This is a genomic window from Marinomonas sp. ATLA20 (assembly GCF_057180105.1).
On record NZ_JBXUKU010000001.1, the window covers coordinates 258,187 to 280,239 of the forward strand.

18 protein-coding genes and 1 pseudogene are annotated in these 22,053 nt (G+C 43.4%); 14 read left to right on the forward strand and 5 right to left on the reverse strand.

Going from position 1 to position 22,053, the window contains the following annotated elements; translation table 11 throughout:
* Positions 1-12 precede the first annotated feature (12 nt).
* The 9 genes and pseudogenes from AC2A4J_RS01120 (at position 13) to AC2A4J_RS01160 (ending at position 9,738) form a co-directional block, all read left to right on the forward strand.
* Positions 13-1,173, forward strand: coding sequence for a cupin-like domain-containing protein (locus AC2A4J_RS01120; protein WP_484174570.1), 1,161 nt, complete (start codon positions 13-15; stop codon positions 1,171-1,173).
* Positions 1,157-2,467 (forward strand): M3 family metallopeptidase, encoded by a 1,311-nt coding sequence (locus tag AC2A4J_RS01125; protein WP_484174571.1) that lies wholly within the window; start codon positions 1,157-1,159, stop codon positions 2,465-2,467. The genes AC2A4J_RS01120 and AC2A4J_RS01125 overlap by 17 nt, the downstream gene beginning before the upstream one ends.
* A gap of 75 nt (positions 2,468-2,542) precedes the next feature.
* Positions 2,543-3,616: pseudogene (locus AC2A4J_RS01130) on the forward strand (IS3 family transposase).
* 254 nt (positions 3,617-3,870) lie between these two features.
* On the forward strand, positions 3,871-4,356 hold the full coding sequence (locus tag AC2A4J_RS01135; protein ID WP_484174572.1) for a hypothetical protein: 486 nt from the start codon (positions 3,871-3,873) through the stop codon (positions 4,354-4,356).
* Positions 4,357-4,676: 320 nt separating this feature from the next.
* Positions 4,677-5,033, forward strand: coding sequence for a hypothetical protein (locus AC2A4J_RS01140; protein WP_484174573.1), 357 nt, complete (start codon positions 4,677-4,679; stop codon positions 5,031-5,033).
* Positions 5,034-5,709: 676 nt separating this feature from the next.
* Positions 5,710-6,648 (forward strand): lauroyl-Kdo(2)-lipid IV(A) myristoyltransferase, encoded by a 939-nt coding sequence (lpxM, locus tag AC2A4J_RS01145; RefSeq protein WP_484174574.1) that lies wholly within the window; start codon positions 5,710-5,712, stop codon positions 6,646-6,648.
* A 106-nt stretch (positions 6,649-6,754) separates the two neighbouring features.
* Positions 6,755-7,693 (forward strand): oxygen-dependent coproporphyrinogen oxidase, encoded by a 939-nt coding sequence (gene hemF / locus AC2A4J_RS01150; RefSeq protein WP_484174575.1) that lies wholly within the window; start codon positions 6,755-6,757, stop codon positions 7,691-7,693.
* A 43-nt stretch (positions 7,694-7,736) separates the two neighbouring features.
* On the forward strand, positions 7,737-8,537 hold the full coding sequence (gene aroE / locus AC2A4J_RS01155) for a shikimate dehydrogenase (RefSeq protein WP_484174576.1): 801 nt from the start codon (positions 7,737-7,739) through the stop codon (positions 8,535-8,537).
* Positions 8,538-8,577: 40 nt separating this feature from the next.
* Complete coding sequence (locus AC2A4J_RS01160) at positions 8,578-9,738, forward strand: GNAT family N-acetyltransferase (protein WP_484174577.1); 1,161 nt, start codon at positions 8,578-8,580, stop codon at positions 9,736-9,738.
* A gap of 30 nt (positions 9,739-9,768) precedes the next feature.
* On the opposite strand, the gene AC2A4J_RS01165 is transcribed toward AC2A4J_RS01160, so the two are convergent.
* Positions 9,769-10,746 carry a helix-turn-helix transcriptional regulator gene (locus AC2A4J_RS01165; RefSeq protein WP_484174578.1) on the reverse strand — a complete coding sequence of 326 codons (978 nt, stop codon included), beginning with the start codon at positions 10,744-10,746 and terminating at the stop codon, positions 9,769-9,771.
* 178 nt (positions 10,747-10,924) lie between these two features.
* On the opposite strand from AC2A4J_RS01165, the gene AC2A4J_RS01170 reads away from it, so the two are divergent.
* Positions 10,925-11,584, forward strand: a complete 660-nt coding sequence (locus AC2A4J_RS01170) for a glutathione S-transferase family protein (protein WP_484174579.1) — start codon at positions 10,925-10,927, stop codon at positions 11,582-11,584.
* A 102-nt stretch (positions 11,585-11,686) separates the two neighbouring features.
* Here the strand turns inward: AC2A4J_RS01170 and hmpA are convergent, their stop codons facing one another.
* On the reverse strand, positions 11,687-12,877 hold the full coding sequence (hmpA, locus tag AC2A4J_RS01175) for an NO-inducible flavohemoprotein (RefSeq protein WP_484174580.1): 1,191 nt from the start codon (positions 12,875-12,877) through the stop codon (positions 11,687-11,689).
* A gap of 206 nt (positions 12,878-13,083) precedes the next feature.
* Here hmpA and norR point away from each other — a divergent pair, with 206 nt between their 5' ends.
* On the forward strand, positions 13,084-14,679 hold the full coding sequence (gene norR / locus AC2A4J_RS01180; RefSeq protein ID WP_484174581.1) for a nitric oxide reductase transcriptional regulator NorR: 1,596 nt from the start codon (positions 13,084-13,086) through the stop codon (positions 14,677-14,679).
* Between the two features lie 79 nt (positions 14,680-14,758).
* On the opposite strand, the gene AC2A4J_RS01185 is transcribed toward norR, so the two are convergent.
* Positions 14,759-15,193, reverse strand: a complete 435-nt coding sequence (locus AC2A4J_RS01185) for a group II truncated hemoglobin (protein WP_484174582.1) — start codon at positions 15,191-15,193, stop codon at positions 14,759-14,761.
* On the reverse strand, positions 15,194-15,409 hold the full coding sequence (locus AC2A4J_RS01190) for a hypothetical protein (RefSeq protein ID WP_255827362.1): 216 nt from the start codon (positions 15,407-15,409) through the stop codon (positions 15,194-15,196).
* A 388-nt stretch (positions 15,410-15,797) separates the two neighbouring features.
* Between AC2A4J_RS01190 and AC2A4J_RS01195 the strand changes: the two genes are divergently transcribed.
* Both AC2A4J_RS01195 and aroE (AC2A4J_RS01200) read left to right on the forward strand, forming a co-directional pair.
* Positions 15,798-17,087, forward strand: a complete 1,290-nt coding sequence (locus AC2A4J_RS01195; RefSeq protein ID WP_255829334.1) for an MATE family efflux transporter — start codon at positions 15,798-15,800, stop codon at positions 17,085-17,087.
* 113 nt (positions 17,088-17,200) lie between these two features.
* Positions 17,201-18,061, forward strand: coding sequence for a shikimate dehydrogenase (gene aroE / locus AC2A4J_RS01200; RefSeq protein WP_255827363.1), 861 nt, complete (start codon positions 17,201-17,203; stop codon positions 18,059-18,061).
* 26 nt (positions 18,062-18,087) lie between these two features.
* Here the strand turns inward: aroE (AC2A4J_RS01200) and AC2A4J_RS01205 are convergent, their stop codons facing one another.
* The gene (locus AC2A4J_RS01205; RefSeq protein ID WP_255827364.1) at positions 18,088-18,864 is read right to left on the reverse strand and encodes an FCD domain-containing protein; all 777 of its coding nucleotides are present in this window, start codon (positions 18,862-18,864) and stop codon (positions 18,088-18,090) included.
* 247 nt (positions 18,865-19,111) lie between these two features.
* Here AC2A4J_RS01205 and AC2A4J_RS01210 point away from each other — a divergent pair, with 247 nt between their 5' ends.
* Positions 19,112-22,018 (forward strand): FAD-binding and (Fe-S)-binding domain-containing protein, encoded by a 2,907-nt coding sequence (locus AC2A4J_RS01210; RefSeq protein ID WP_484174583.1) that lies wholly within the window; start codon positions 19,112-19,114, stop codon positions 22,016-22,018.
* Positions 22,019-22,053 lie beyond the last annotated feature (35 nt).

A 22,053-nucleotide genomic window follows, 5' to 3' on the forward strand; every position in this document is an offset into this window, starting at 1 on the left:
AGGAGCGAAATAATGAGTATACAATTGTTTAACACTAATAAGGATATTTTTGTTTCTTTACCTCCTACTGTTGGGCAATTTGCCAAAGAATTAGAAAGTGGCTTTGAAAATCCAGAAAAACTTATAGGGTCATGTCAGTATGAATTTGAGGATGGAGTAATAACACACACTATTTCAGTCTGTTTTGATAAAAGTGGCCTGAATATTTCTGACAAACCTCTTGTGAGTTGTGATGCTCAAATAAAAATGCCTTTATCTGTTGCAGAAAAAATTGTTCAAGACATTGAGAATGTGGATTATCGTGATCCTGACATTATTGGTGAAATGACCATGACAGGTAATTTGAACATTGTGAATCACCTTGCAAAGGCATTAGTTAAACCATCCCAAAGAACAAAATACATATTAGAAGATTCAACGCATAATATTAGAGAAGCATATAAAGCGGATACCGTTATTTATCTTGATGACCCGACTGAAATGGACATTCTTGAAACAATAGAAAAAAAACAGCCTTTTATTATTCGTAATGCCCCCGTTGGTGTAGATCATCCAGAATGGACATTAGACAGCTTAAAACAGAAGTTTGAGGGGATTCCTCTAAGGGTTAGGTCTGCAACAGAAAAAGAAACAGTGGGTGAGTTTGTTGACCGTATGAGAGTTAGCCAAGGGCAAAAAACAGAGGATATTATAGAGGGACATACTAAAGTATATACAGAAGGTTGTGCGTTACCATGGCAAATGATAGCTGATTTTTTACCACATTACTTTACTGAGCATGATTACACACCACCACAAATATGGCTTGGCTCTGTTCCCGTTAATGTAGCGGCAAGTAGCTTGCATCGAGATCCATTAGATGGTTTTTTATACCAAATAATGGGGCGAAAAAAAGTGGTTCTTTTTTCACCTGATCAAGCTTCCAATCTATACCCAATGAAAGCTTATAACAATTATCAACCATGCTGGGTTAAGTTAGAAGAGCCAAATGAAGACTGTTTTCCATTGTTTAAGAATACGAAAAGAATAGAAGTTATCCTTAATCCTGGCGAAATTTTAGTGCAACCTGCAGGTTGGTTTCATGCTGTATATTGTCTCGATTCACCAACATTCTCCGTTAGCTACTTTCTTAATTTTCCTGTTGGTGTTGATATCAATGACTACTCTGCTTAAAAGATGTTGGCGTTATGAATCACTAGGCTTTACAAGGTTAGATAGAGTGGAGTTTTCACTATTGCTAACAGAGCTGAATAGTAAAGTGGAGTCTTTTTGTCATGCGTTATCTTATGATCTTCAAATAACCGCTTATGAAGAAATGGATCTTTTTTATGATCGAATTGAAAGTTTTCTATCATTGATAAAAATAGAATCTTCAGAAAAGGAGTTGGATCATTATGAGAATGAGCTATCGAGAGTCATTGAGAGTTTATCTGAAAAGATGGATGTTTTTTTTGAAGTGCTTGAACAGTCAGAATTCAATATATTGCCATTCTGGTGCCAAATAATAGTCGATAAAAATGATGTTAAACCATATGAATTTGCTACATTGCCTATTAGTAAAAATGGGAGACATGTCAAACCACTAAAAAAAATTATTTCACAATTCTCAGACCTTGATCAAGGTCTGTTGTTTGAAAAAATAGGATGCCGTCCTGACTTTTTTGAAGTGAACCGATATAAAAATGAGTGCTGTATTGTATCGAGAGAATATTTTTCGTCTCTTTCAAAAGAGCCTATCAGTTTGTTTGAATTTCGTCAGTTAGAGCGGAAAGCATGGGCTAATATTGAACTAACCTTTGATGATGCTATTGATTGCATCTCAAAGGCATTTTCTAAATTATGCTTAAGCTTTTCTCATAAGGTAAATACCGCTGTTGCTGAAGGGCGTGTTCGGTTAATTGAAGATGTAAATAGCAGTATGTTTTGTATTGATACCCCTTGTGGGTCTTATATTCAAACCTATTTTGATGGTTCCGTAGAATCTCTTACATTATTAGCTCATGAGTTTGGTCACTTAGTTCATCAAGAAAGCGTAAGAGAGAAATACCTATTAAAGCAGTCCATTTGCCCTAAATTATCAGAAGCTGTCGCTATAGCCTTTGAGAATATTGTTGTAGAGCACTTAATGAATGATCGAGACTGCGCAGACATATTTCAAAAGTGGAGATCTAAACAAAAAATTGAATGGTTCCAGCGACATTGGATGCTGTCTTATTTTGAGAGAGGTCTTTATCGTTTAGATCACATCAAAAATGAAAGCGTATGCTCACTTTGGATGGATGTTAATAGGGAGTTCTATCCAGATAACATTATCTTTGATGAGTCTCATTCAATTGCTTGGAAAGACATTCCTCATCTAATTCAGACCCCATTTTATTTAACTGTGTACCCAGTTGCCTATCTTTATGCTGAGGAGCTATTACTTAATCCGAAGACATTGATAGATAAGTCTTCAGCTTTGTTCTAGGGCGGTAATCCCCCCCGAAAAATAACAGCAGCCAAAAGTAGAATTTTCTCGTAATCTAAACGCAGGAGGTTTTGCATGAAAAAATCTCGTTACACTGATAGTCAAATCATGGCTATTTTAAAACAAGCCGAAGCGGTACACCAGTTCCTGAACTCTGCCGAGAACACGGTATGAGTGCCGCATCTTTTTATAAATGGCGAGCTAAGTACGGTGGTATGGATGCGTCATTGATGGCTCGGATGAAAGAGCTTGAAGATGAGAATCGTCGCCTTAAAAAGATGTACGCCGAAGAGCGCCTTAAAGCAGAAGTGATTCAGGAAGCCATGGCAAAGAAGTGGTAAAGCCGTCTCAACGACGTGAGATGGCACAGCATGCTGTTGCTAGCCGCCCAATGAGTGTTCGTTTAGCGTGTGTGGCGTTTTCCATCAGTGAAACCTGTTATCGCTATCAGGGAAAATTCAATGATGAAAACTCGTACATAGCGAACTTACTTATTGATCTTACAGAAGAGCAATCTGACTGGGGATTTGGTTTGTGTTTTTCTTATCTGAGGCATGTGAAAGGCCATGGTTGGAATCATAAACGTGTTTATCGAATATATTGTGAATTGGCACTGAATCTGCGCATTCGTCCAAGACGACGCCTAAACCGCAATATACCAGAGCCCTTAAAGGAGCCAACTAGACCAAACCAAGTCTGGTCAATCGATTTTATGCATGATCAACTTGTCGATGGACGAAAGTATCGTTTGTTCAATGTGATTGATGATTTTAAGCGTGAAGGGCTGGCTATGGAGGCGGGCTTTTCACTACCGTCACTACGAGTTATCAGGACGTTAGAGCAACTCTTAGAGTGGCGCGAGAAACCGTTAATTATTCGTTGTGATAATGGCCCTGAGTTCATCAGCCATGATTTTGTTAACTGGGCTAAGCATCATAATATTCGTATTGATTATATTCAGCCTGTAACCCGCAACAAAATGCTTATATAGAGCGTTACAATCGAACAGCAAGATATGGCTGGGTAAGCAAACATTTTTTTGAAACGCTAGAAGAAGTCGAAAACTATACAACAAAGTGGTTATGGTTTTACAATCATGAAAGGCCACACACAGCCAATGGAGGTAAACCACCTCTCATGGCAGCTTAACTTCTACTTTTAAATGCAGTTAAAAAAGGGAGGACTACCATAAGGCATACCTTCTTAAAAATCAGAAAACAGTCTTCGTAAAATTTGGTAGAGCGGTATTGTATGAAAATGGATTTTGAAACCTCACTAGGTATGTGTATGTGGCTAATATCTCAGTCGGGCTATCATCGCAACTGTGATACTGGTGAATATGCTAAATAGAATTTAGTACTAGGGAAGGTGCTATAACCTTCCCTTTTAGGAGGGGTTATGAAGTGTTTTTTTCTGTTTTTTTTATATCGTTCTCCATTTTTTCCTTTGCTGAAAATAAATTTTTGTTAGAGGGTGAAGGCTGGGACTGGGTTATAAATTTTGGTGGAGATCTTAAGTATAACAAGGATGATAATATGTTATATGTGGATGATAATAATTATATGATAGTTTCTCAGGAATATTCTAGATTAAGTGAGGATGAGTTTTTAGAAAAGGCTTTCTATGAGATGTCTATAGAGGTTGATGGTTTTGGGTCGGATATTGAATTAAAAAAGAATATATCAGATTTTAATATCAATGAATTTTATTTCAAGATAATGAGGGTGTCGTTTATTTTTAAAATAAAAAATGGGGAATACCTTAATAATAGAAAGATGTATGTTGTTTTATCAAGTATGAATGGTGTTTTTACATATTTTTATATTGTTTCTTATGATGATAGCTTGGAAAAGTTTACTGATGTTATTAATAATTCTCATCCTATATAAAAAGTGACTTTAGAAATGAGTTTTGGTGTTATTTATTCTGTTCTTAAAGATAACTGTCTTTTTCTTATAGATTATTGTTTGATGAAAAAAATATAATCATATAGGTTTATCTTTATATACTAAAATAAGTAATGATCATATCCATACTGGATATGGTTATTAAGTACTTGTTGGAAAATATTGATAGATAAGTCTTCAGCTTTGTTATAGGACGTATCTACTTTCTCGAATATTGGTCGAGGTCAAATAACAATGTAAGTGGTAACGGGATTAAGTGAAATATAATTATATAAAATCAAATAAATTAGTTTGGTGGTGAGATGGATTTTTTTGATAATTTTATTAAATATGTATATGTAGACCCTTTTTCAAAAAACAATTGGAAGTTAAGGCTTGTAAGTGTTTTTCTTATGATTTTGTGGATGGTTTCTTATTTCTTTATGAGTTTATCGACTGTTTTTTATTTGCTTTTTTCAGGTTGGGTTTTTGGATCTTTTGGCTTAATGGCCAAAGTTTTTGATAAGAAAAAGCACATTAAAAAGGTTGATGATAATTTTTGGTTAATAAAATTTTGTAACAGATTTTTTCAGTCTTTCTATTTTTTATTCTCCCTAATTGTTCTTTTTGAAGTTATAAGAATTTTAATAGATATCTATGAGGGTAGTCAGTATAGATAATTATACAACTGTTGTAGTTGTAAAATGTGCTGCCTGTAAGGCTGGTAAAACCGAAGTCATCTAAAATTTTTATTAGCGCCACTATTACAAGTGGCATTCTCTTAGGGGGAAATGTGGAAGCATTACTTATGGAGTATTGCTTTATCCCGCCAATTATTATTCTTTTAAAAAGTTTTTAATATTAAATAGGTATTTAAAATGGAATGTATATAGTAAATTAAATAAAGTCTAATGTTTTTATATTATTGATCTGGTGATCAAATGCGTCATAAATTCTATTGATAAAGCCTTATAGAATCAGGATTTTGATTAATTCTATTTAGGTTAAAAGCCCACCGGGTTAGAGTAGTATGGATTTTTTTATATTTTGTTGTAATAGAGTGATGGGTTTTCTCACATATCCTTATTATTGCTTCTTTATTTCGGCTTGAAAGCAACAGAGTTGGCCGATATAAAGTCTAGGATAAGTGACTTGGAAAACAAGTAAAGTATCGCCCCCTTCAACACTCTACAGCGTGTCAATTTTAGTGTAGGGCACAAATCAGCCTGATTTTTTAATCATGCTCTGTCGGATTGGCGCTGTCGATATCAGTAAAACCATGTGAGATATCAATTTCAGGCATTGACTGATTCAGGTATCATAAAGCTTTCATACTTTATGCAAAAAGTTTCCTTAATGAGTTCAGCAGAAAAGCATTTATACAACCCCACTTTTCAGTGGCGATTTCTTCACCCTCGTTTCTGGTTAACGTGGCTTGGTGTATTTTGCTCGCTGTTAATTGCCTTTTTACCTCTGCGCTTGCGAGACAATTTGGCCAGTTGGATTGCGCGTCGATTGCTGCACACAAAAAGTGGTGCGTTAAAAAGAGCACGTATTAATTTAGAACAATGCTTTCCCGATAAGTCTCTTGAAGAGCGCGAAGACATATTAAAAAGAAGTTTTCAAACCGCGGCGCAATTCTTCATTGCGTACGGTGAGCTGATTGTCCGCAGTAAACGGTATTGTGAAAACCGCTGTATCATGTCTGGGCAAGAGCATTTGCTCCCTCTTTTGGAAAGTGATCAAAATGTGATTGCTTTGGTCCCGCATTGTTGGGCCATTGATTACGCGGGCGTGATGTTGACGGCAAAAGGTCATAAGACTGTTGCCATGATTCGTATTCAGAAAAACCCAATATTGAATTGGCTGATTCATTTACAACGCATCCGCTACGGGGCGCGTGTATATTGTCGCAGTGCGGGAATTAAGCCGTTTATGTCTTCGATCAAAGAGGGATATTTAGGGTATTACTTACCAGATGAAGATTTGGGTGCCCAGCACTCGGTGTTCACGCCCTTTTTTGCTTCAAACAAAGCAACCATGAAGGGCCTAGGGAAATTGGCAAGGCTCAGTAATGCGAAGGTAGTGCCTATGCTACCCGCTTACAATGCCGAAACGGGCCGATACGAACTGTTTATCTCCCCTCCTTTGGAAAACTTCCCAAGTGGGGATGAAGCAACCGATGCCTTGATTATGAATCAAGCGCTTGAGGCGATGATATCTAAACACCCAGAACAATACATGTGGATTTTGAATTTGCTGCGTACCCGCCCTGATGGTACTCGTCTTTATTAGTGAGATGCTCACGAAAACTGTTTATTAAGTGATAAACTACGGCCTAAATGATTAGGCCGTTTTTATTTGTATTTGTTTTCAAAGCCATGACCAGATGGAGTATTTCATGTCAGCAAGCTCACCCGCTACGGTTACCCCGCTCGATGTTCAAGCCGTAAAAGACTACCTCCTATCTCTACAAGACCATATTTGCTCGACTCTTGAGAGCGTTGAACCCAGCGCTCGTTTTAAAGAAGACGCTTGGGACAGACCTAACGGCGGTGGTGGACGTACTCGTGTTATCGCCGGTGGTGAGGTGATTGAAAAAGGCGGAGTGAACTTCTCCCATGTGATGGGAGACAACTTACCACCCTCGGCGACAGCGGATCGTCCTGAATTAGCGGGTGGCCGTTTTGAAGCCATGGGTGTGTCTTTGGTGATTCATCCGAACAATCCTATGGCACCTACTTCACATGCCAACGTGCGTTTATTTATCGTCTATAAAGACGGTATGGCGCCAGTATGGTGGTTTGGTGGCGGTTTTGATCTGACACCTTATTATGGCTTCGATGAAGACTGTATCCATTGGCATCAAGCGTCTTACGATGCGGTGGAGCCTTTCGGTGAAGGCTATTACTCTCGCTTCAAAAAATGGTGTGATGAGTACTTCTATTTGAAACATCGAGGAGAACCCCGTGGTATTGGTGGTTTGTTCTATGATGACTTTAACGAAGGCAGTTTCGAGCATTGTTTTGGTATGATGAAATCAGTAGGCAACGCCTATACGGAAGCTTACCTGCCGATTCTAAAGCGTCGAAAAGATTTGCCATTCACAGAGAAACAGCGAGATTTCCAACTGCATCGTCGTGGTCGCTATGTGGAGTTTAATTTGGTGTTTGACCGCGGCACACACTTTGGTTTGCAAAGCGGCTTGGGGCGTACCGAATCCATTCTGATGTCCTTGCCCCCAGAAGTTCGCTGGACTTACGAGTATCAAGTCGAACCGAACAGTGAAGAAGCAAAATTAACTGATTATTACCTAACCTCAAAAGATTGGTTGGCTTAGAGCTAACTGCTTACTAATAGAAGAACAATGAAGAGGATACGTTGTGGATCAATATGCTGTTGTTGGAAACCCGATTGCTCACAGTAAATCACCGAGCATACACGCGCACTTTGCTGAACTAACAAAACAAGAATTGGCCTATTCGACCTTGCTTGGTGATGAAGTAGAGTTCGAAAACCAAGTCCGAGAGTTTTTTGAGAAAGACGGCAAAGGCTTGAATGTCACAGTGCCTTTTAAAGAGCGCGCTTATGCCATGTGCGACATTTTAAGCCAACGAGCCAAACAAGCTGGAGCGGTGAATACCTTGCTCATGGGTAAAAATGGTGACCTTTTCGGCGACAATACCGATGGAATTGGTATGGTTCGTGACATTGTTAACAACCACGGACAAAGTTTAACCGACAAACGCATTCTTATTTTGGGTGCAGGCGGCGCGGTGCGTGGTGTGCTTGAACCTATTTTGTCTGAGAATCCAGAATCTGTCACCATCGCGAACCGCACCCTTGAAAAAGCTCAGGCTTTAGCGGATCAATTCGATTGCCTCGCCTCGTCTTTTGAAGCGCTAGAAGGCCCTTTCGACATCATCATTAATGGCACATCAGCGAGCTTGTCTGGTAGTTTACCGCCATTAAAAGACGAGCTAGTGAATGAGCAAACTTGGTGTTATGACATGATGTATGGCAAGGAGCGTACTGTGTTTTTGCAGTGGGCACACGAGCGTGGGGCCGAAGGGGCCGATGGTCTAGGTATGCTGGTGGGACAAGCCGCAGAAGCGTTCTATTTGTGGCGACAAGTTCGACCTGAAACCGCCAGCTTAGTCGAGACTATGCGCGAACAGATGTAAAGCGAGCAGTATTGGCAAACCAGAGAAAAAGGAAAGCAGTATGAAAGCGCAATGGTTCAGTTCAGTTGATCAAATAGGTGAAGCCAAATGGCAAGAGGCTATTGGAGAAACGCGATATCCGTTTGCACAATTTGCTTTTCATCATGCGTTAGAGCAAAGCAAAAGCATCGGTGATGGAACTGGCTGGTATCCTGAATATTTGCTGGTAATGGATGACGATGACAGCCCACTGGCCATCGCCCCAACCTATTTAAAAACCCACTCGCAGGGTGAATTTGTCTTTGATTGGTCCTGGGCCGATGCCTACCAACGCTACGGCATGCGTTACTTTCCCAAACGCATTTGGGCGATCCCTTTTTCCCCAGTAACGGGTTTACGTATCTTCTCTCACCTAGACCCCAAAGGGGATGATGCTGAGTTTTCCCATCTGTACCCAGCCCTTGCCGAACTGATGACCCAAGCCAACCAAGAACGAGCATTTTCAAGCTGGCATCTGTTATTTCCCAAACCTGAACACGCGGATTTGTTTCGTCATAATAAAGAACTGCTGCACCGAACTTCCTGTCAGTTTCATTGGTTTAACCGCGGCTACCAAGACATGGAAGATTACTTCTCTCACTTCTCTAGCCGTAAACGCAAAACCGCCCGCAAAGAACGAGAAAAAGTCGCCAAAGCCGGCATTACAATGACGCGAACTATAGGAAACGATTTAACTTCGGCAGACATCGATTTCTTTTACCTGTGCTATCAATCTACCTACGCCAAACGTGGACAGCAAGGTTATTTGACTCGCGAATTTTTCGCACAGTTAGCTGAAACCATGGGCGAGCAGATTCTCTTAGTTCAAGCCTATAAAAACGACGAGCCTATCGCCGCTTCTTGGTGTTTCTTCGACGATCATTCTTTATATGGCCGCTATTGGGGCTGTATGGAAGAAGTCGATTGCTTGCACTTTGAGGCCTGCTATTACCAAGGCATCGAGTTTTGCCTAGAAAAAGGGTTACAGCATTTTGATCCTGGTACCCAAGGGGAACACAAAATCGCCCGTGGTTTTGAACCTGTGTTTAGTCACAGCATCCACTACATCGCCCACGAAGGCTTCCGCGAAGCCATTGGCAACTTCTGCGAGGAAGAAGCGCAAGCCGTGCGTGAGTACCATCAAGATACCCATACGCTTTTGCCGTTTAAGCAGGAAAGCTGATTACTGCCAATGGCTCGGGAGGAAATTTGCTTAATTTGGAGAATCATTTCTCTGATATAGCACTGCCAAGGACGACACCAGACCTTCCATTGCTATGCGTAGTTCTGGTGGGCCAATGACTTCTAGTTCGGCACCAAAGCGCAAGAGTTCCGCGCAGCCGTGTACCGATTCTCCCACTGGAAATTTGGCTCGGTGCCAGCCTGAATCATCCATTGGCTCAATCGTCGCTTGTCTCACCGCATATGAAGAACTCACGTATTCCATGATCTTAACACCCAACGCGGTTAAACGTACTTCGGCGATAATTGGAAATTGAAGCGCTTCCATACGGCGTAAACTATCCTGCCAAAACGCGGCTAAATTAAAGTCTTTAGGCCGCTCGAATGTCTCATCCAGTAAGGTCAGTGATTCAATACGAGATACGCGATACGTTCGAACGTCTGTATCGACCTTCGCCATCAAATACCACTGTCCACCTTTTAAAACGATGCCTAGAGGTTGGGTCTGACGTTGTATTTCGCCTTTCCAACTCTGATAGCGCATGGTAATAAGCTGTTGCTCCAATACGGCAGTCATCAATGTTGGCAAGTAGGTGACTTGTTCATCGTCAGAAAACCAATTTGGCGCATCCAGCAAAAATCGGCTCTGTAAGCGGTCGGATTCATAGCGCATGTCTTCCGGTAAGGCGGCTTTTAATTTCAATTGCGCGTCAGCAAGAGTTGCTTGCAGCCCCATTTTTTGAGCTGGACCGGACAACCCCGTCAGAAACAGTGTTTCGGCTTCCTTCGCGGAAAGTCCATTCAGTCGGGTCCGATAACCATGTAACAGCCGGTAGCCGCCTTGCACTCCTTGCTCGCTATAAACGGGCACACCAATAGCGCTAAGTGCCTCGATATCTCGATAAACCGTGCGAATCGACGTTTCACAGGCGTCAGCCAATGTACGAGCAGTCACCCTTTCATGGGTCTGTAACATCATAAGAAGTTTCAGTATTCGACTGGCCCGCATGGGGTTCTCCTTTGGTTGTACTAAGTAGTCGAGCTATGCATTTTGCTAAGTGATAACACCACGCGAGTTTTATTTTGCCAGTATAAAAGAAATACCTGACATCAGATGGCAGGTTTAATCGCTAATATTGCCCATGTAGTAAGCATTATTTCCCCAACACATTTTTGAGGCAACTGACATGAGTAATATCCACGACAACACAGCTCGAAACAATGGCACCATCACCTTGTATCATGCTCCACAAACCAGAGGCACTGGCGTTTTGGTTTTGCTAGAAGAATTAGGTGTGCCCTATGAGATGAAAGTGCTGAATTTTAAAGCAGGAGAAAACCAGCAGCCGGAATTTTTGGCTATTAATCCTTTGGGTAAATTCCCAACCCTTGTTCACAATGGCACTGTAGTCACCGAACAAGTCGCTTGTTATCTATATTTGGCTGATCTTTTCTCTGAAAAAGGTTTGGCACCTGCTTTAAATGACCCAAAACGTGGTGCTTATTTGCGCTGGATGGCCTACCAAGGCAGCAGCTTTGAACCCGCTTTGATCGACAAAGCCTTTAATCGATCTCCTGTTGAAGCGTCTCAATTAGCTTATGGTAGTTTTGATAAAATGCTGAAAACACTGTTCGACCAAATAGCCAAAGGTCCTTATTTATTAGGAGAACAACTTTATGCGGTAGATATTCTGTGGGGTATCAGTTTGAAATGGTGTCGTATGTTTGGACTAATCACCACCAACCCTGTGGTGGATGCTTATATTGAACGCGTCATCTCACGTCCAGCGTTTATTAAAGCTGAACAACAAGACCAAGCACTGCTGCTTGCCCAGGAAAGTGAGTAACCCCCTCCCAACCTCCCCCTTAGCAGGGGAAGGAGCCAGTCTTGCTGTATTAACTCCCTCCCTTTTTGTTTTTCAAAGGGAGAGTTAGGGAGGAGTTAAAGATCACACCTCTTGGTGCGGGCCAAACAATTCGTAATTAATGCGGTCTGCTTCTACCCCAAGGGTTAACAATTGCTGTTTGACGAACATCATAAAGCCTACTGGCCCGCACAAGTAAAACTCGCCATTTGTCAGCGGTAAGCTGTCTTTGATGGCATCGAGTTGCATCATGCCGTTTAGTACACCTTCCTCTTCGCTGTCGGTTTGCTCATACCAAGTGTGAACAGACAAGTTTAGCTGGTCTTTAAGGCTGTCTACGTGCTCCTTGAAGGAATGCTGACCTTGGTGAGCACAAGCGTGTAAATAGCTTACAGGGTGGCTGTATTGCTGCTTAGCGAGTGTATTTAGCATGGCTTGCATTGGTGTTAAGCCGACACCACCAGAAATCAATACCACTGGTGTTTGCTTGTCTTGGAAAACGAAGTCTCCAGCGGGTGGCATGGCTTCAATTTCGTCGCCAACGTTTAGATGATCGTGTAGATAGCTCGACATCACGCCAGCAATGTCACCGGCTCCTTCGCGTTTCACGCTGATGCGATAGCTTTTGCCATTGGGCGTTGTGGATAGAGAGTATTGACGTATCTCATCGAACTCATTGCCTTTTGGATGTAACTTAACGCCCAAGTATTGGCCGGGCTGATAATCGATTACGGCCCCGCCATCGACTGGCTCAAACACGAAACTAGTCACTAAATCAGATTCTGGTGTTTTAGATGCCACGCGGAAACGACGGAAGTCTTTCCAGCCGCCTTGTTGCGCCGCGCGTTCAGCATAAAGGTCGCCTTCTACCTTGATAAAAATACCCGCTAGTTGTGTGTAAGCTGCTGCCCAAGCTTCTTCTACGTCTTTGGTGAACGCTTCTGGTGCCAGTTCACGCAAGGTTTCAATCAGGTGATGACCAACGATGTCGTATTGATTTGGTTGGATGTTAAAACTGGTGTGCTTATGAGCGATACGCATCACGGCGCTGGTTAGCACTTCTAGATTATCGATGTGTGTAGCGTACGCCGCGATGGCATTGAACAAAGCCGCCGGTTGGCCACCGGTTCTTTGATGCGTCATGTTGAACACATCTTTTAGTTCTGGGTTATGAGAAAACATGCGTTGATAAAAATGCTCTGTAATCGCTGTGCCTGCAGAAGCAAGAAGCGGGATAGTGGCTTTTACTGTGTCTATGTGTTGTTGAGATAACATTTTTGTATCCTTTTAAGTGGATGATTAAAGTCTTGTTATCTTTTCTATAGCGAAGCCCGTGCCAACTAAAAAATAGTTATTTAAATCAGTTGTTTAGATTTTTAACATTAATATAAGAGTCAATAAGACTCGCAAATTAAAAAGTCCATATGATATGTTTGAGTCAAATTGACACGAACCGTAATTCACCTTATGAGTCGACCACCATGAATCAGGTTTCAAATAACGCCTTACTGAGTTTTGCCCTTGATCTTGCTAGTGCGGTGACACAGCCCAATCGTTTTGAACAATTGGTTTACGCGGTGCGGGCTACGATTAACTGCGATGCTGTTGTTTTGTTGTCTCATAGCCATGGTGTGTTGACGCCGCTTGCCCAGCGAGGGTTGTCGGATGACATGATGGGACGCCGATTTATTATTGATGAACATCCTCGTTTAAAAGCCATTAGTAGCGACCATTATCCGGTACGTTTTCCTGCTGACTCGCCTCTCCCCGATCCTTACGATGGCATGGTATTAGGTCATGATGAGAATTTACCTGTGCACTCTTGCATGGGCGTTCCGCTGTATTTGGAAGGGAAGTTAATCGGCGTTGTCACCTTAGACAGTATCCAGCCGGGCGTTTTTGATGATATTGACGCACGTGCGTTAGAAATCATCGGCACCATGGCGGCGATGACGTTAAATACCGCCATCTTGATGGAACAATTAGAAAACCAGTCGCAACATGCTCAGAACGTATTAAAAGTAATGGGTGAACAAAGCCATGAAATGATTGGACAAAGTAAGGCCATGCAAGACCTCAAACAGTCTATTAACTTGGTCGCAGCATCGGACTTTTCCATCTTGATCGAAGGCGAAACGGGCGTTGGCAAAGAGCTTGTCGCACGAGCCCTGCATGAGCATTCTTCCCGTTCCGACGCGCCCATGGTGTATGTAAATTGCGCTGCGATACCGCACCATCTTATTGAAAGTGAGTTGTTTGGGCATGTGAAAGGCGCCTTTACTGGAGCGGATCGAGATCGCGACGGTAAGTTTTTATTGGCCGATGGTGGAACCTTGTTGCTCGATGAAATTGGTGAACTGCCGCTAGAAGTACAGGGTACTTTGCTTCGTGTTATCCAAAACCAAGAAATCCAAGCGGTTGGCAAAGATCAAATCCGCAAAGTAAACGTACGTATCATTGCTGCAACCAACCGACATTTAGAGACTGAAGTGGCAGAGCATCGTTTTCGTGCTGATTTGTTTCATCGTCTTAGTGTGTTTCCTATTCAAGTTCCTGCGCTGCGTGATAGACAAGGCGACATTGCTTTATTGGCCGGCTTCTTTGCAGAGCGATTCCGCCGTAAATTGGGTCTGCAACAACTCACCTTGTCTGCGTCGGCAATCGATTTATTAGACGCTTATCACTGGCCCGGAAATGTGCGCGAACTGGAACATGTTATTTCTCGTGCTGCGCTATTTTCTAAAGCAGAGAGTTCAAAGTCAGAAAGCGCAAAAGCCGATAATCCAACGGGTATTACCGTTATCACTTCGGCTCATTTAACAGGGTTACAAATTGATAATAGTGCTAAAGAAAAGATACAGAAAAATGAACTGGAACCGCCGCGCTTAGAAAAACACAAACCAATCGATTTGCGTTTAGAAACAGAAACTTATCAACGAAATCTAATCCGTAAAGCGCTAGAAGAAAATCAAGGAAATTGGACCAAAGCCGCTCAGCAGCTATCTATGGACCGCGCCAACCTAGCGCGCTTGGCGAAACGCTTAGGCATCTTCGTCGCCAAAGAAATTCGCTCTTAATCGTAAAGCGTTTCAGAAGCGCAATGACATTCCACTGAGGGAGGCGACAGTTTCGAAGAGGAATGTCATTGTGTTTCGTTTAAACTGATTCGCTGTGCCTAGCCGTACTCACCTGACGAATGCGTTCCGCGGGAAACTCGAGTTTAGGCAGCAAATACGCTTTCAAATCTTCTGGATAACCCAATTCATCGAGAGCGGCTGCCATGCAGTTTAACCACATGGCTTTTTCTTTTTCGGTGACGATTAAGTGTGCATGGGCTTGAGGTAAGCTGATTGGGCCATATTTTTTCGAGAATAACTTCTCGCCGCCCATCCAACCGGATAAAAAAGACACCAATTTATCGATGGTTAGCTCAATATTGCTAGGATGCATATCAAAAAGCGGACGAAACTCTGGCGTGCTCTCCATGATGCGATAGAAGGTTTCAACCAAATTTTGCAGTCCCGTTAAGCCGCCCACGGCTTGTAAGGTAGCATCGCCTTCACCATACGTTGGAGGGTTAGAGTTTGTCATTTATTCGGCGTCTTTCTTATTATTGTTTGGCTGGTTTTGTTCTTTTTTGGCGGCTTTTTCTTGGTCCATTTTTATCGAATTTCGATAACCGCCTAATGCTGCCAACGCACCAATGATGAAGCTCATATAAAGCGGAATTTGAAACAGCATAGTGATACTGATGAAGACGCACCCGACAGCTAAACCTTCGATAAATGGCTTGAGTTTCTTGGGCATAAAAGTTCTCCGAGAGATAAAAAATAAACGCGAGTCTAGCAAATTTCCGTGACGATGTGAGCATGATTGTGGAAAAAAGCATCACTTATCCAATATTAGAAAGATTGAATTTTATCGAATGTATGAGGTTTCTTTTTGTGGGTAAGTAGGTGCTAAACGAGAACCATACCTGATAATCGCGCTTTTTTGACCAATTATTGCACAAAGTCACGAAGAACTGCCCTGAATTGTGAATAACTGCTATTATTTTCCACAGATCAGCGCCTTGCTGTTTTTCTATTCTGATTGATTTTTATCCACAAGAGAGACCCGTGTGTCAAAGTTATCCCCCAGTTCTATTTTTTGCTCGTATCGTGCAAATGCTGTATTGAATCAAAAAATTTGGCGCATGGCGTGGCCACCAATGGTGTCGAACATTACCACTCCTCTACTGGGCTTGGTGGATACGGCGGTGGTTGGGCATTTAGGCACGGCAACACACCTTGCCGCTGTGGCGATTGGTGCGAGCATTTTTAGCTTTCTATTTTGGGCATTTGGCTTCTTGCGCATGGGCTCAACCGGATTGACTGCACAAGCTCTGGGACAAGGCGACGAACGACGCGTTCGTGAATTGCTTTTGCAATCGATTTTGATGGGCGTTTTTATCGGGCTCATGCTGATTCTATTCCGAGGGCCCTTGATCGATTTGGCGATTACCTTGATGGAGCCCAGCGAGGAAGTCGAACCTTGGGCACGGTTGTATTGTGAAGCGCGGATTTTCAGTGCGCCGGCTGTGTTAGCGGGTTATGCCTTAATGGGTTGGTTCTTTGGCGTGCAGTATTCCAAAGGGCCGCTGTGGATGTTGTTAGTGATCAATGTCGCTAACATGATTCTCGATTATGTCGCCGTTTATGGCTTGGGCATGGCGAGTGACGGCGTGGCGTGGGCAACTGTGTTTGCGCATTATATTGGCGTAACGGTCGCTGGCGTATTGGCTTGGCATAAGTTAAAAGGCTTTTCCGGTCATGTGCCGTTAAGCGTTTTAGCAAAATGGCGCGAATACATGGCGTTAGTGAAAGTGAATCGATATTTGTTTGTGCGGACCATTCTCTTGTTATTAGTGATGTTATTTTTTACCGCACAAGGCGCGCGCCAAGGGGATTCTATTCTTGCCGCCAACGCGGTTTTGCTGACATTTTTGATGATTATCTCTAACGCCTTGGATGGCTTTGCTTTCTCGGTGGAAGCCTTGTGTGGCGAATATTATGGCCGCAAAGACAAAACGAATTTTAAGAAGGTTATTCAGCTCTCTACCTATTGGGCGCTGTTCGCCGCTTGTATTTTGATGCTGATATTTTGGCTTTTTGGTAATCAAATCATCGCCTTACTAACCAACGTACAAACCGTGCGAGACGACGCGGCTCTGTACCTACCTTGGTTGATATTTTTCCCTCTGTTGGGTATTTGGTCCTTTATGTTGGATGGCATTTTCATTGGCACAACCAGCGTAAAGCAAATGCAAAACACCATGATCATTTGTGTCGTCGGCGTGTTTTTCCCTGTGTGGTTTATCAGCCAAGATCTTGGTAATCATGGCTTATGGCTCAGCCAAGCCATGTTGTTTATCGCCAGGGCCATCACTTTGTATTGGTGTTATCTGCAGAATATGAAGAAAGGGGTTTGGTTCGCTAATCCTTAAAACTCATTACTTCGTACGCCTCTGTTAACAATTGAAATTTTTATGGCGACTGGGTTTGCTACCATGCGGTGAAGTGTTCTTTTTACAGCCACCAAACATGGAGAAAATTCAGTATGTCGAAGAATTTCTTAAGTGAGTTAACCGGTTCTTTTGCCACGCCAGCATTAGAAAACCCCACAGGCGTGATGATGGAAGCCGCGTATCGAAATTTGGGTTTGGATTGGCGTTATATCAATTGTGAAATTCAGCCCGAGGACCTTAAAAACGCCGTATTAGGTGCGAAAGCCATGAATTGGTGCGGTTTTAATTGTTCTATTCCTCATAAAGTGTCCGTTATTGATTACCTTGATGAGTTAGGCGAGTCAGCTCGTATCATTGGTGCGGTGAATACTGTGGTGAACCGTGATGGCAAGCTAGTTGGTGAAAATACTGATGGCCGTGGTTTTGTAGAATCTGTGAAATCTAGCTTAGAGCTGACCAACAAACGTGTGGTTTTGTTCGGTGCTGGTGGTGCGGCACGAGCCGTGGCGGTGGAACTGGCCCTAGCTGGCGTAGCACACATAACTATTGTGAATCGCAACCAAGAGCGCGGCGAAGAGCTTGCCCAACTGGTTACCGATAACACGTCGGCTGGTGCGGAATATCATGCTTGGACAAAGCAATATCAGATTCCTGCCGAGACGGATTTGGTGATCAATGTGACTTCTATTGGTTTGTTCCCGAATGTGGACGAAGAGCTTGATATAGATACAGACTCAATTAAAGCAAATATGGTAGTTGCAGATGGAATTTTCAATCCACCGCAAACACGATTGATCCAAACTGCTGAATCCAAGGGCTGTACGACAGTAAATGGCTTGGGCATGCTCGTTCAGCAAGGCGCAATTGCTTTTGAATATTGGACGGGAAAAGCCCCTTCAATTGACGTTATGAAAGCCGCATTGAGCGATGCTTTGGACATTGCAGAAACATAATACTCACTGGAATCCCCAAAGGTTGTTTACAGCGGATTCTGGTGCTCGTTTCTGCGTAGCGAGCGCTGGATCCGCGTTTCTTCTTGGCGCATTTTCAGTAAGTTATCTTCCACGAAAACCAAATGCGTATGCGCCGCCGTGCGAGCTTCTTCGGCGTCGCCAGCCATGATGGCTTGATAAAGGTTGGTGTGTTGTTCCATTACGCGCTGACGAGCGGCTTGCTTCTCAAATAGATTCCTAAGGTTACTCGAAATACTTTTCGCCAACATGGCATGCAGGCTGCGAAGTGTGTGCAGCAACACCACATTGTGCGCCGCTTCCGCAATGATCATGTGAAATTCCACGTCTAACTTGGCTTCCAAGGCGAAAGCTTTGTTTTGGTTGGCTTCTATCAGCTGATTAAAACAGTGTGTCAGCTTGGTTTTGTCTGCATCGGTACTGCGCAACGCCGCGTAGTAAGCTGCAAGACTTTCTAGCGCATCGCGAAATTCCAATTGGTCGTATAAAAACTCATCGTGGGAACTGATCAAATCTTGCAACGGATCTGCAAAGGAAGTTCCTAGCTGCTCGGAAACGTACGTTCCGCCGCCATGACGACTGAATAACACGCCGCGAGCGATCAGCTTTTGAATGGCTTCCCGCAACGAGGGTCGAGACACTTCAAAGCGTGCGGCTAATTCCCTTTCTGGTGGCAGTTTTTGTCCAGCGGTAAAGCTGCCTTCTAAAATCATGCTTTCGAGTTCTTTCATGATGATATCGGAGATTTTAGGCTGCTTAACGCGACCAAACTGATTGGATTCCATAGCTTTTCCTAAAAATGTCTTCTTTAACGGTGGTTTTCTTAATTGCTGTGCATAAGTTAAAAAGTGGTAAAACCAATTAATCTTGCTGCTAAAATTCACGAAATATCTACTAAACTATCAGTTGACAAAGTTTATCTGACTTCTTACTGTGCCTTATATTTAAAAGGTAAATTGGTATTACCAATTTGTCTAGCGTTAATTTTTAGTATGAATAATAAAAAACAGGCGACTCGCCGTGGGACTTCTGATGAACACAGCCACAACTGATAAAGACTCAATTGCTGATAAAACCGCTCAATATCGCGATGTGTATTTTGCTTTGAAAGACGCGAAAAGCGGCGCGATTGATGAATCTCGGTTGATTCGTGATCCACTGCGTACCTTGGCGTACGGCACGGATGCGAGTTTTTATCGGCTGGTTCCGCAATTGGTGGTACGAGTTGATAATGAAGCGGAAGTGCAATTGGTGCTGAAAGAAGCCAGAAAGCGCAATTTGCCAGTGACATTTCGAGCGGCAGGAACGAGTTTATCTGGGCAAGCGGTAACTGATTCTATCTTGATACAATTGTCTGATCATTGGAAAGGTCATCGAGTACATGAACATGGTCACAGCATTTCGCTTCAGCCTGGCATAATTGGCGCGCGAGCAAACCAACTGCTTGCGCCCTTCCAGCGTAAAATTGGCCCTGACCCTGCATCTATAAATGCTTGTATGATTGGTGGTATCGCTGCCAACAACGCTAGCGGCATGTGTTGTGGCACAGCGCAGAATAGCTATCACACCATAAAAAGCGCAAGACTGATTTTTGCCGATGGCTCTTTGTTAGATACCGCGGACGAGGCCAGTCGTTTGGCGTTTGGCAATCGCAACGCTGACTTGCTCGATACGCTCAATCGTTTGTCTAAAAGCGTGCAAGGCAATCCAGAATTAGCCGAAAAAATCAGACACAAATATCGTCTAAAAAACACCACGGGATACAGTTTAAACAGCTTAACCGATTACCAAGATCCGTTTGATATATTGCTGCATTTGATGATTGGCTCCGAAGGCACCTTGGGTTTTATCAGTGAAGTGACCTATGAAACCGTGCTTGATCATCCAATAAAAGCGGCAGCGATGATCTTTTTTGACGATATGGAAATCACCTGTCGAGCGGTGACGGCGTTAAAAAGTTCACCTGTGTCTGCCGTGGAATTGATAGATCGCGCGGGCCTGCGAGCCGTAGAGGGCAAACCGGGCATGCCGGAAATATTGTCGTCTTTAGGTTCACAGGCGGCCGGTTTATTGGTTGACGTACGCGCGGCTGATGCCGACGAATTAGAAGCCAATTTAGCCTTAGTGAAACAAGCATTAAGTGGCCAAGAAACACTGAATCCTATTGAATTTACTCAAGACAAAGTCATCTACGATTCCTATTGGAAGATTCGCAAGGGCTTGTTCCCTGCCGTTGGTGCGGTGCGACCAGTTGGTACTACTGTCATCATTGAAGACGTCGCCTTCCCTGTCGAACAGCTTGCGGAAGGTGTTTTGGAGCTACAAGGCGTGTTTCAAAAACATGGTTACCGTGAAGCGATTTTGTTTGGTCATGCATTAGAAGGCAATTTGCACTTTGTTTTTACCCAAGGTTTTGATGATCCGGAGGAAGTGACACGCTACGAGCAGTTAATGGATGAAGTCGCGCAATTAGTTGCAGTGAAATACCAAGGCTCGCTAAAAGCAGAACATGGCACGGGCCGTAACATGGCGCCTTATGTGGAATTGGAATGGGGCAAAGAAGCTTATGACATCATGTGGGAAATCAAACGCGCCTTTGACCCGCAAGGCTTGCTGAACCCAGATGTGATTTTATCCCACAATGCCAACTTGCATGTGCAGAACCTCAAGCCTTTGCCAAAGGCAAACGACAAGGTAGATACCTGCATTGAGTGTGGTTTCTGCGAATCCTCTTGTCCGTCCAAATCCATTACCTTAACGCCGCGTCAGCGCATTGTGATTTGGCGTGAGATTCAGCGATTAACCGCAATGGGTACAGATCCGAAACGCTTAGCAGAGCTGAAAAAAGAGTATGATTATCAAGGGGTTGATACCTGCGCTGGCTGTGGCTTGTGTTCGATGCAGTGTCCCGTTGGCATCAATACCGGCGATTTAACCCGTGAATTACGCCATGATCGTCACCCAGACAGCAAAGTCGGTTATTGGATTGCTGATCATTTTGAAGGCGTGACCAAAACAGCCAAAGTCGGCCTCAACCTTGCCAGCGGCACGCGTCGTATTATTGGCGATTCAGGTATGACGGCCATCACCTCGGTAATGAATAAAGTTTCCCAAGGCGCTGTACCGAAGTGGCATAAACAAATGCCCAGCCCAGCGTCCTCTTTGAAGTCTATTCCTGTTATTCAATGTAATGATATTCAAAGTAATGAGATGCAAGCGGATGACAGGCAGAAAGAAGTGATTTACTTCCCTAGCTGCGCGACTCGCGTCTTGGGCGCAGGGCCGAATGCCGAAGATAAACGCTCCGTCATGGCGGTGATGTTCTCTGTATTGAAAAAAGCAGGCTACAAAGTCACTGTACCCAAAGACATCGATAGCCAATGCTGTGGCATGGCATTTCAATCCAAAGGGCAATTCGACGCTGCCAACCAAAAAGCCAACGATCTCAATAATTTACTACTCGAAGCCAGCGATAACGGACGAACCCCTATCGTCTGCGATGTCAGCCCTTGCTTGCTACGAATGCAAGAAAGCCTTGATCCTTGTTTAAAACTGCACGAGCAAGTTGGATTTGTATCGACCCATGTCATGCAAAATCTCACGGTGAAGGAAAAACTCAGCAAAATCGCCCTGCATGTGACTTGTAGCACAACCCGCATGGGGCTCGCTGACAGCTTCGTACAGCTTGCTCATCAACTGGCTGACGAAGTGGTGATTCCGCCAGACATTACCTGCTGTGGCTTTGCTGGCGACAAAGGCTTCTCCACTCCAGAGCTCAACGCCAGCGCCTTGAAAACCCTAGCCAAAGCGGTAGAAGACTGCGAAGTGGGTTACTCCAACAGCCGCACCTGCGAGATTGGCTTATCGGAACACAGCGGCATCGAGTATCAATCCATCGTTTATCTTGTAGATCAATTGTCTGAGTCCTCAACTGCCTAGTTAGCCGCTCAGCTGCACGCTTATCAAGAGGACGT

Bases quoted from the DNA above. Each gene is read 5' to 3' on its own strand.
- AC2A4J_RS01185 (WP_484174582.1), bottom strand. From the start codon at position 15,193: ATGACAAACTCTAACCCTCCAACGTATGGTGAAGGCGATGCTACCTTA.
- lpxM (WP_484174574.1), top strand. From the start codon at position 5,710: ATGAGTTCAGCAGAAAAGCATTTATACAACCCCACTTTTCAGTGGCGA.
- AC2A4J_RS01140 (WP_484174573.1), top strand. From the start codon at position 4,677: ATGGATTTTTTTGATAATTTTATTAAATATGTATATGTAGACCCTTTT.
- AC2A4J_RS01170 (WP_484174579.1), top strand. From the start codon at position 10,925: ATGAGTAATATCCACGACAACACAGCTCGAAACAATGGCACCATCACC.
- aroE (WP_255827363.1), top strand. From the start codon at position 17,201: ATGTCGAAGAATTTCTTAAGTGAGTTAACCGGTTCTTTTGCCACGCCA.
- norR (WP_484174581.1), top strand. From the start codon at position 13,084: ATGAATCAGGTTTCAAATAACGCCTTACTGAGTTTTGCCCTTGATCTT.
- AC2A4J_RS01190 (WP_255827362.1), bottom strand. From the start codon at position 15,409: ATGCCCAAGAAACTCAAGCCATTTATCGAAGGTTTAGCTGTCGGGTGC.
- AC2A4J_RS01160 (WP_484174577.1), top strand. From the start codon at position 8,578: ATGAAAGCGCAATGGTTCAGTTCAGTTGATCAAATAGGTGAAGCCAAA.
- AC2A4J_RS01165 (WP_484174578.1), bottom strand. From the start codon at position 10,746: ATGCGGGCCAGTCGAATACTGAAACTTCTTATGATGTTACAGACCCAT.
- AC2A4J_RS01195 (WP_255829334.1), top strand. From the start codon at position 15,798: ATGGCGTGGCCACCAATGGTGTCGAACATTACCACTCCTCTACTGGGC.
- AC2A4J_RS01125 (WP_484174571.1), top strand. From the start codon at position 1,157: ATGACTACTCTGCTTAAAAGATGTTGGCGTTATGAATCACTAGGCTTT.
- hemF (WP_484174575.1), top strand. From the start codon at position 6,755: ATGTCAGCAAGCTCACCCGCTACGGTTACCCCGCTCGATGTTCAAGCC.
- AC2A4J_RS01205 (WP_255827364.1), bottom strand. From the start codon at position 18,864: ATGGAATCCAATCAGTTTGGTCGCGTTAAGCAGCCTAAAATCTCCGAT.
- hmpA (WP_484174580.1), bottom strand. From the start codon at position 12,877: ATGTTATCTCAACAACACATAGACACAGTAAAAGCCACTATCCCGCTT.
- AC2A4J_RS01210 (WP_484174583.1), top strand. From the start codon at position 19,112: ATGAACACAGCCACAACTGATAAAGACTCAATTGCTGATAAAACCGCT.
- AC2A4J_RS01120 (WP_484174570.1), top strand. From the start codon at position 13: ATGAGTATACAATTGTTTAACACTAATAAGGATATTTTTGTTTCTTTA.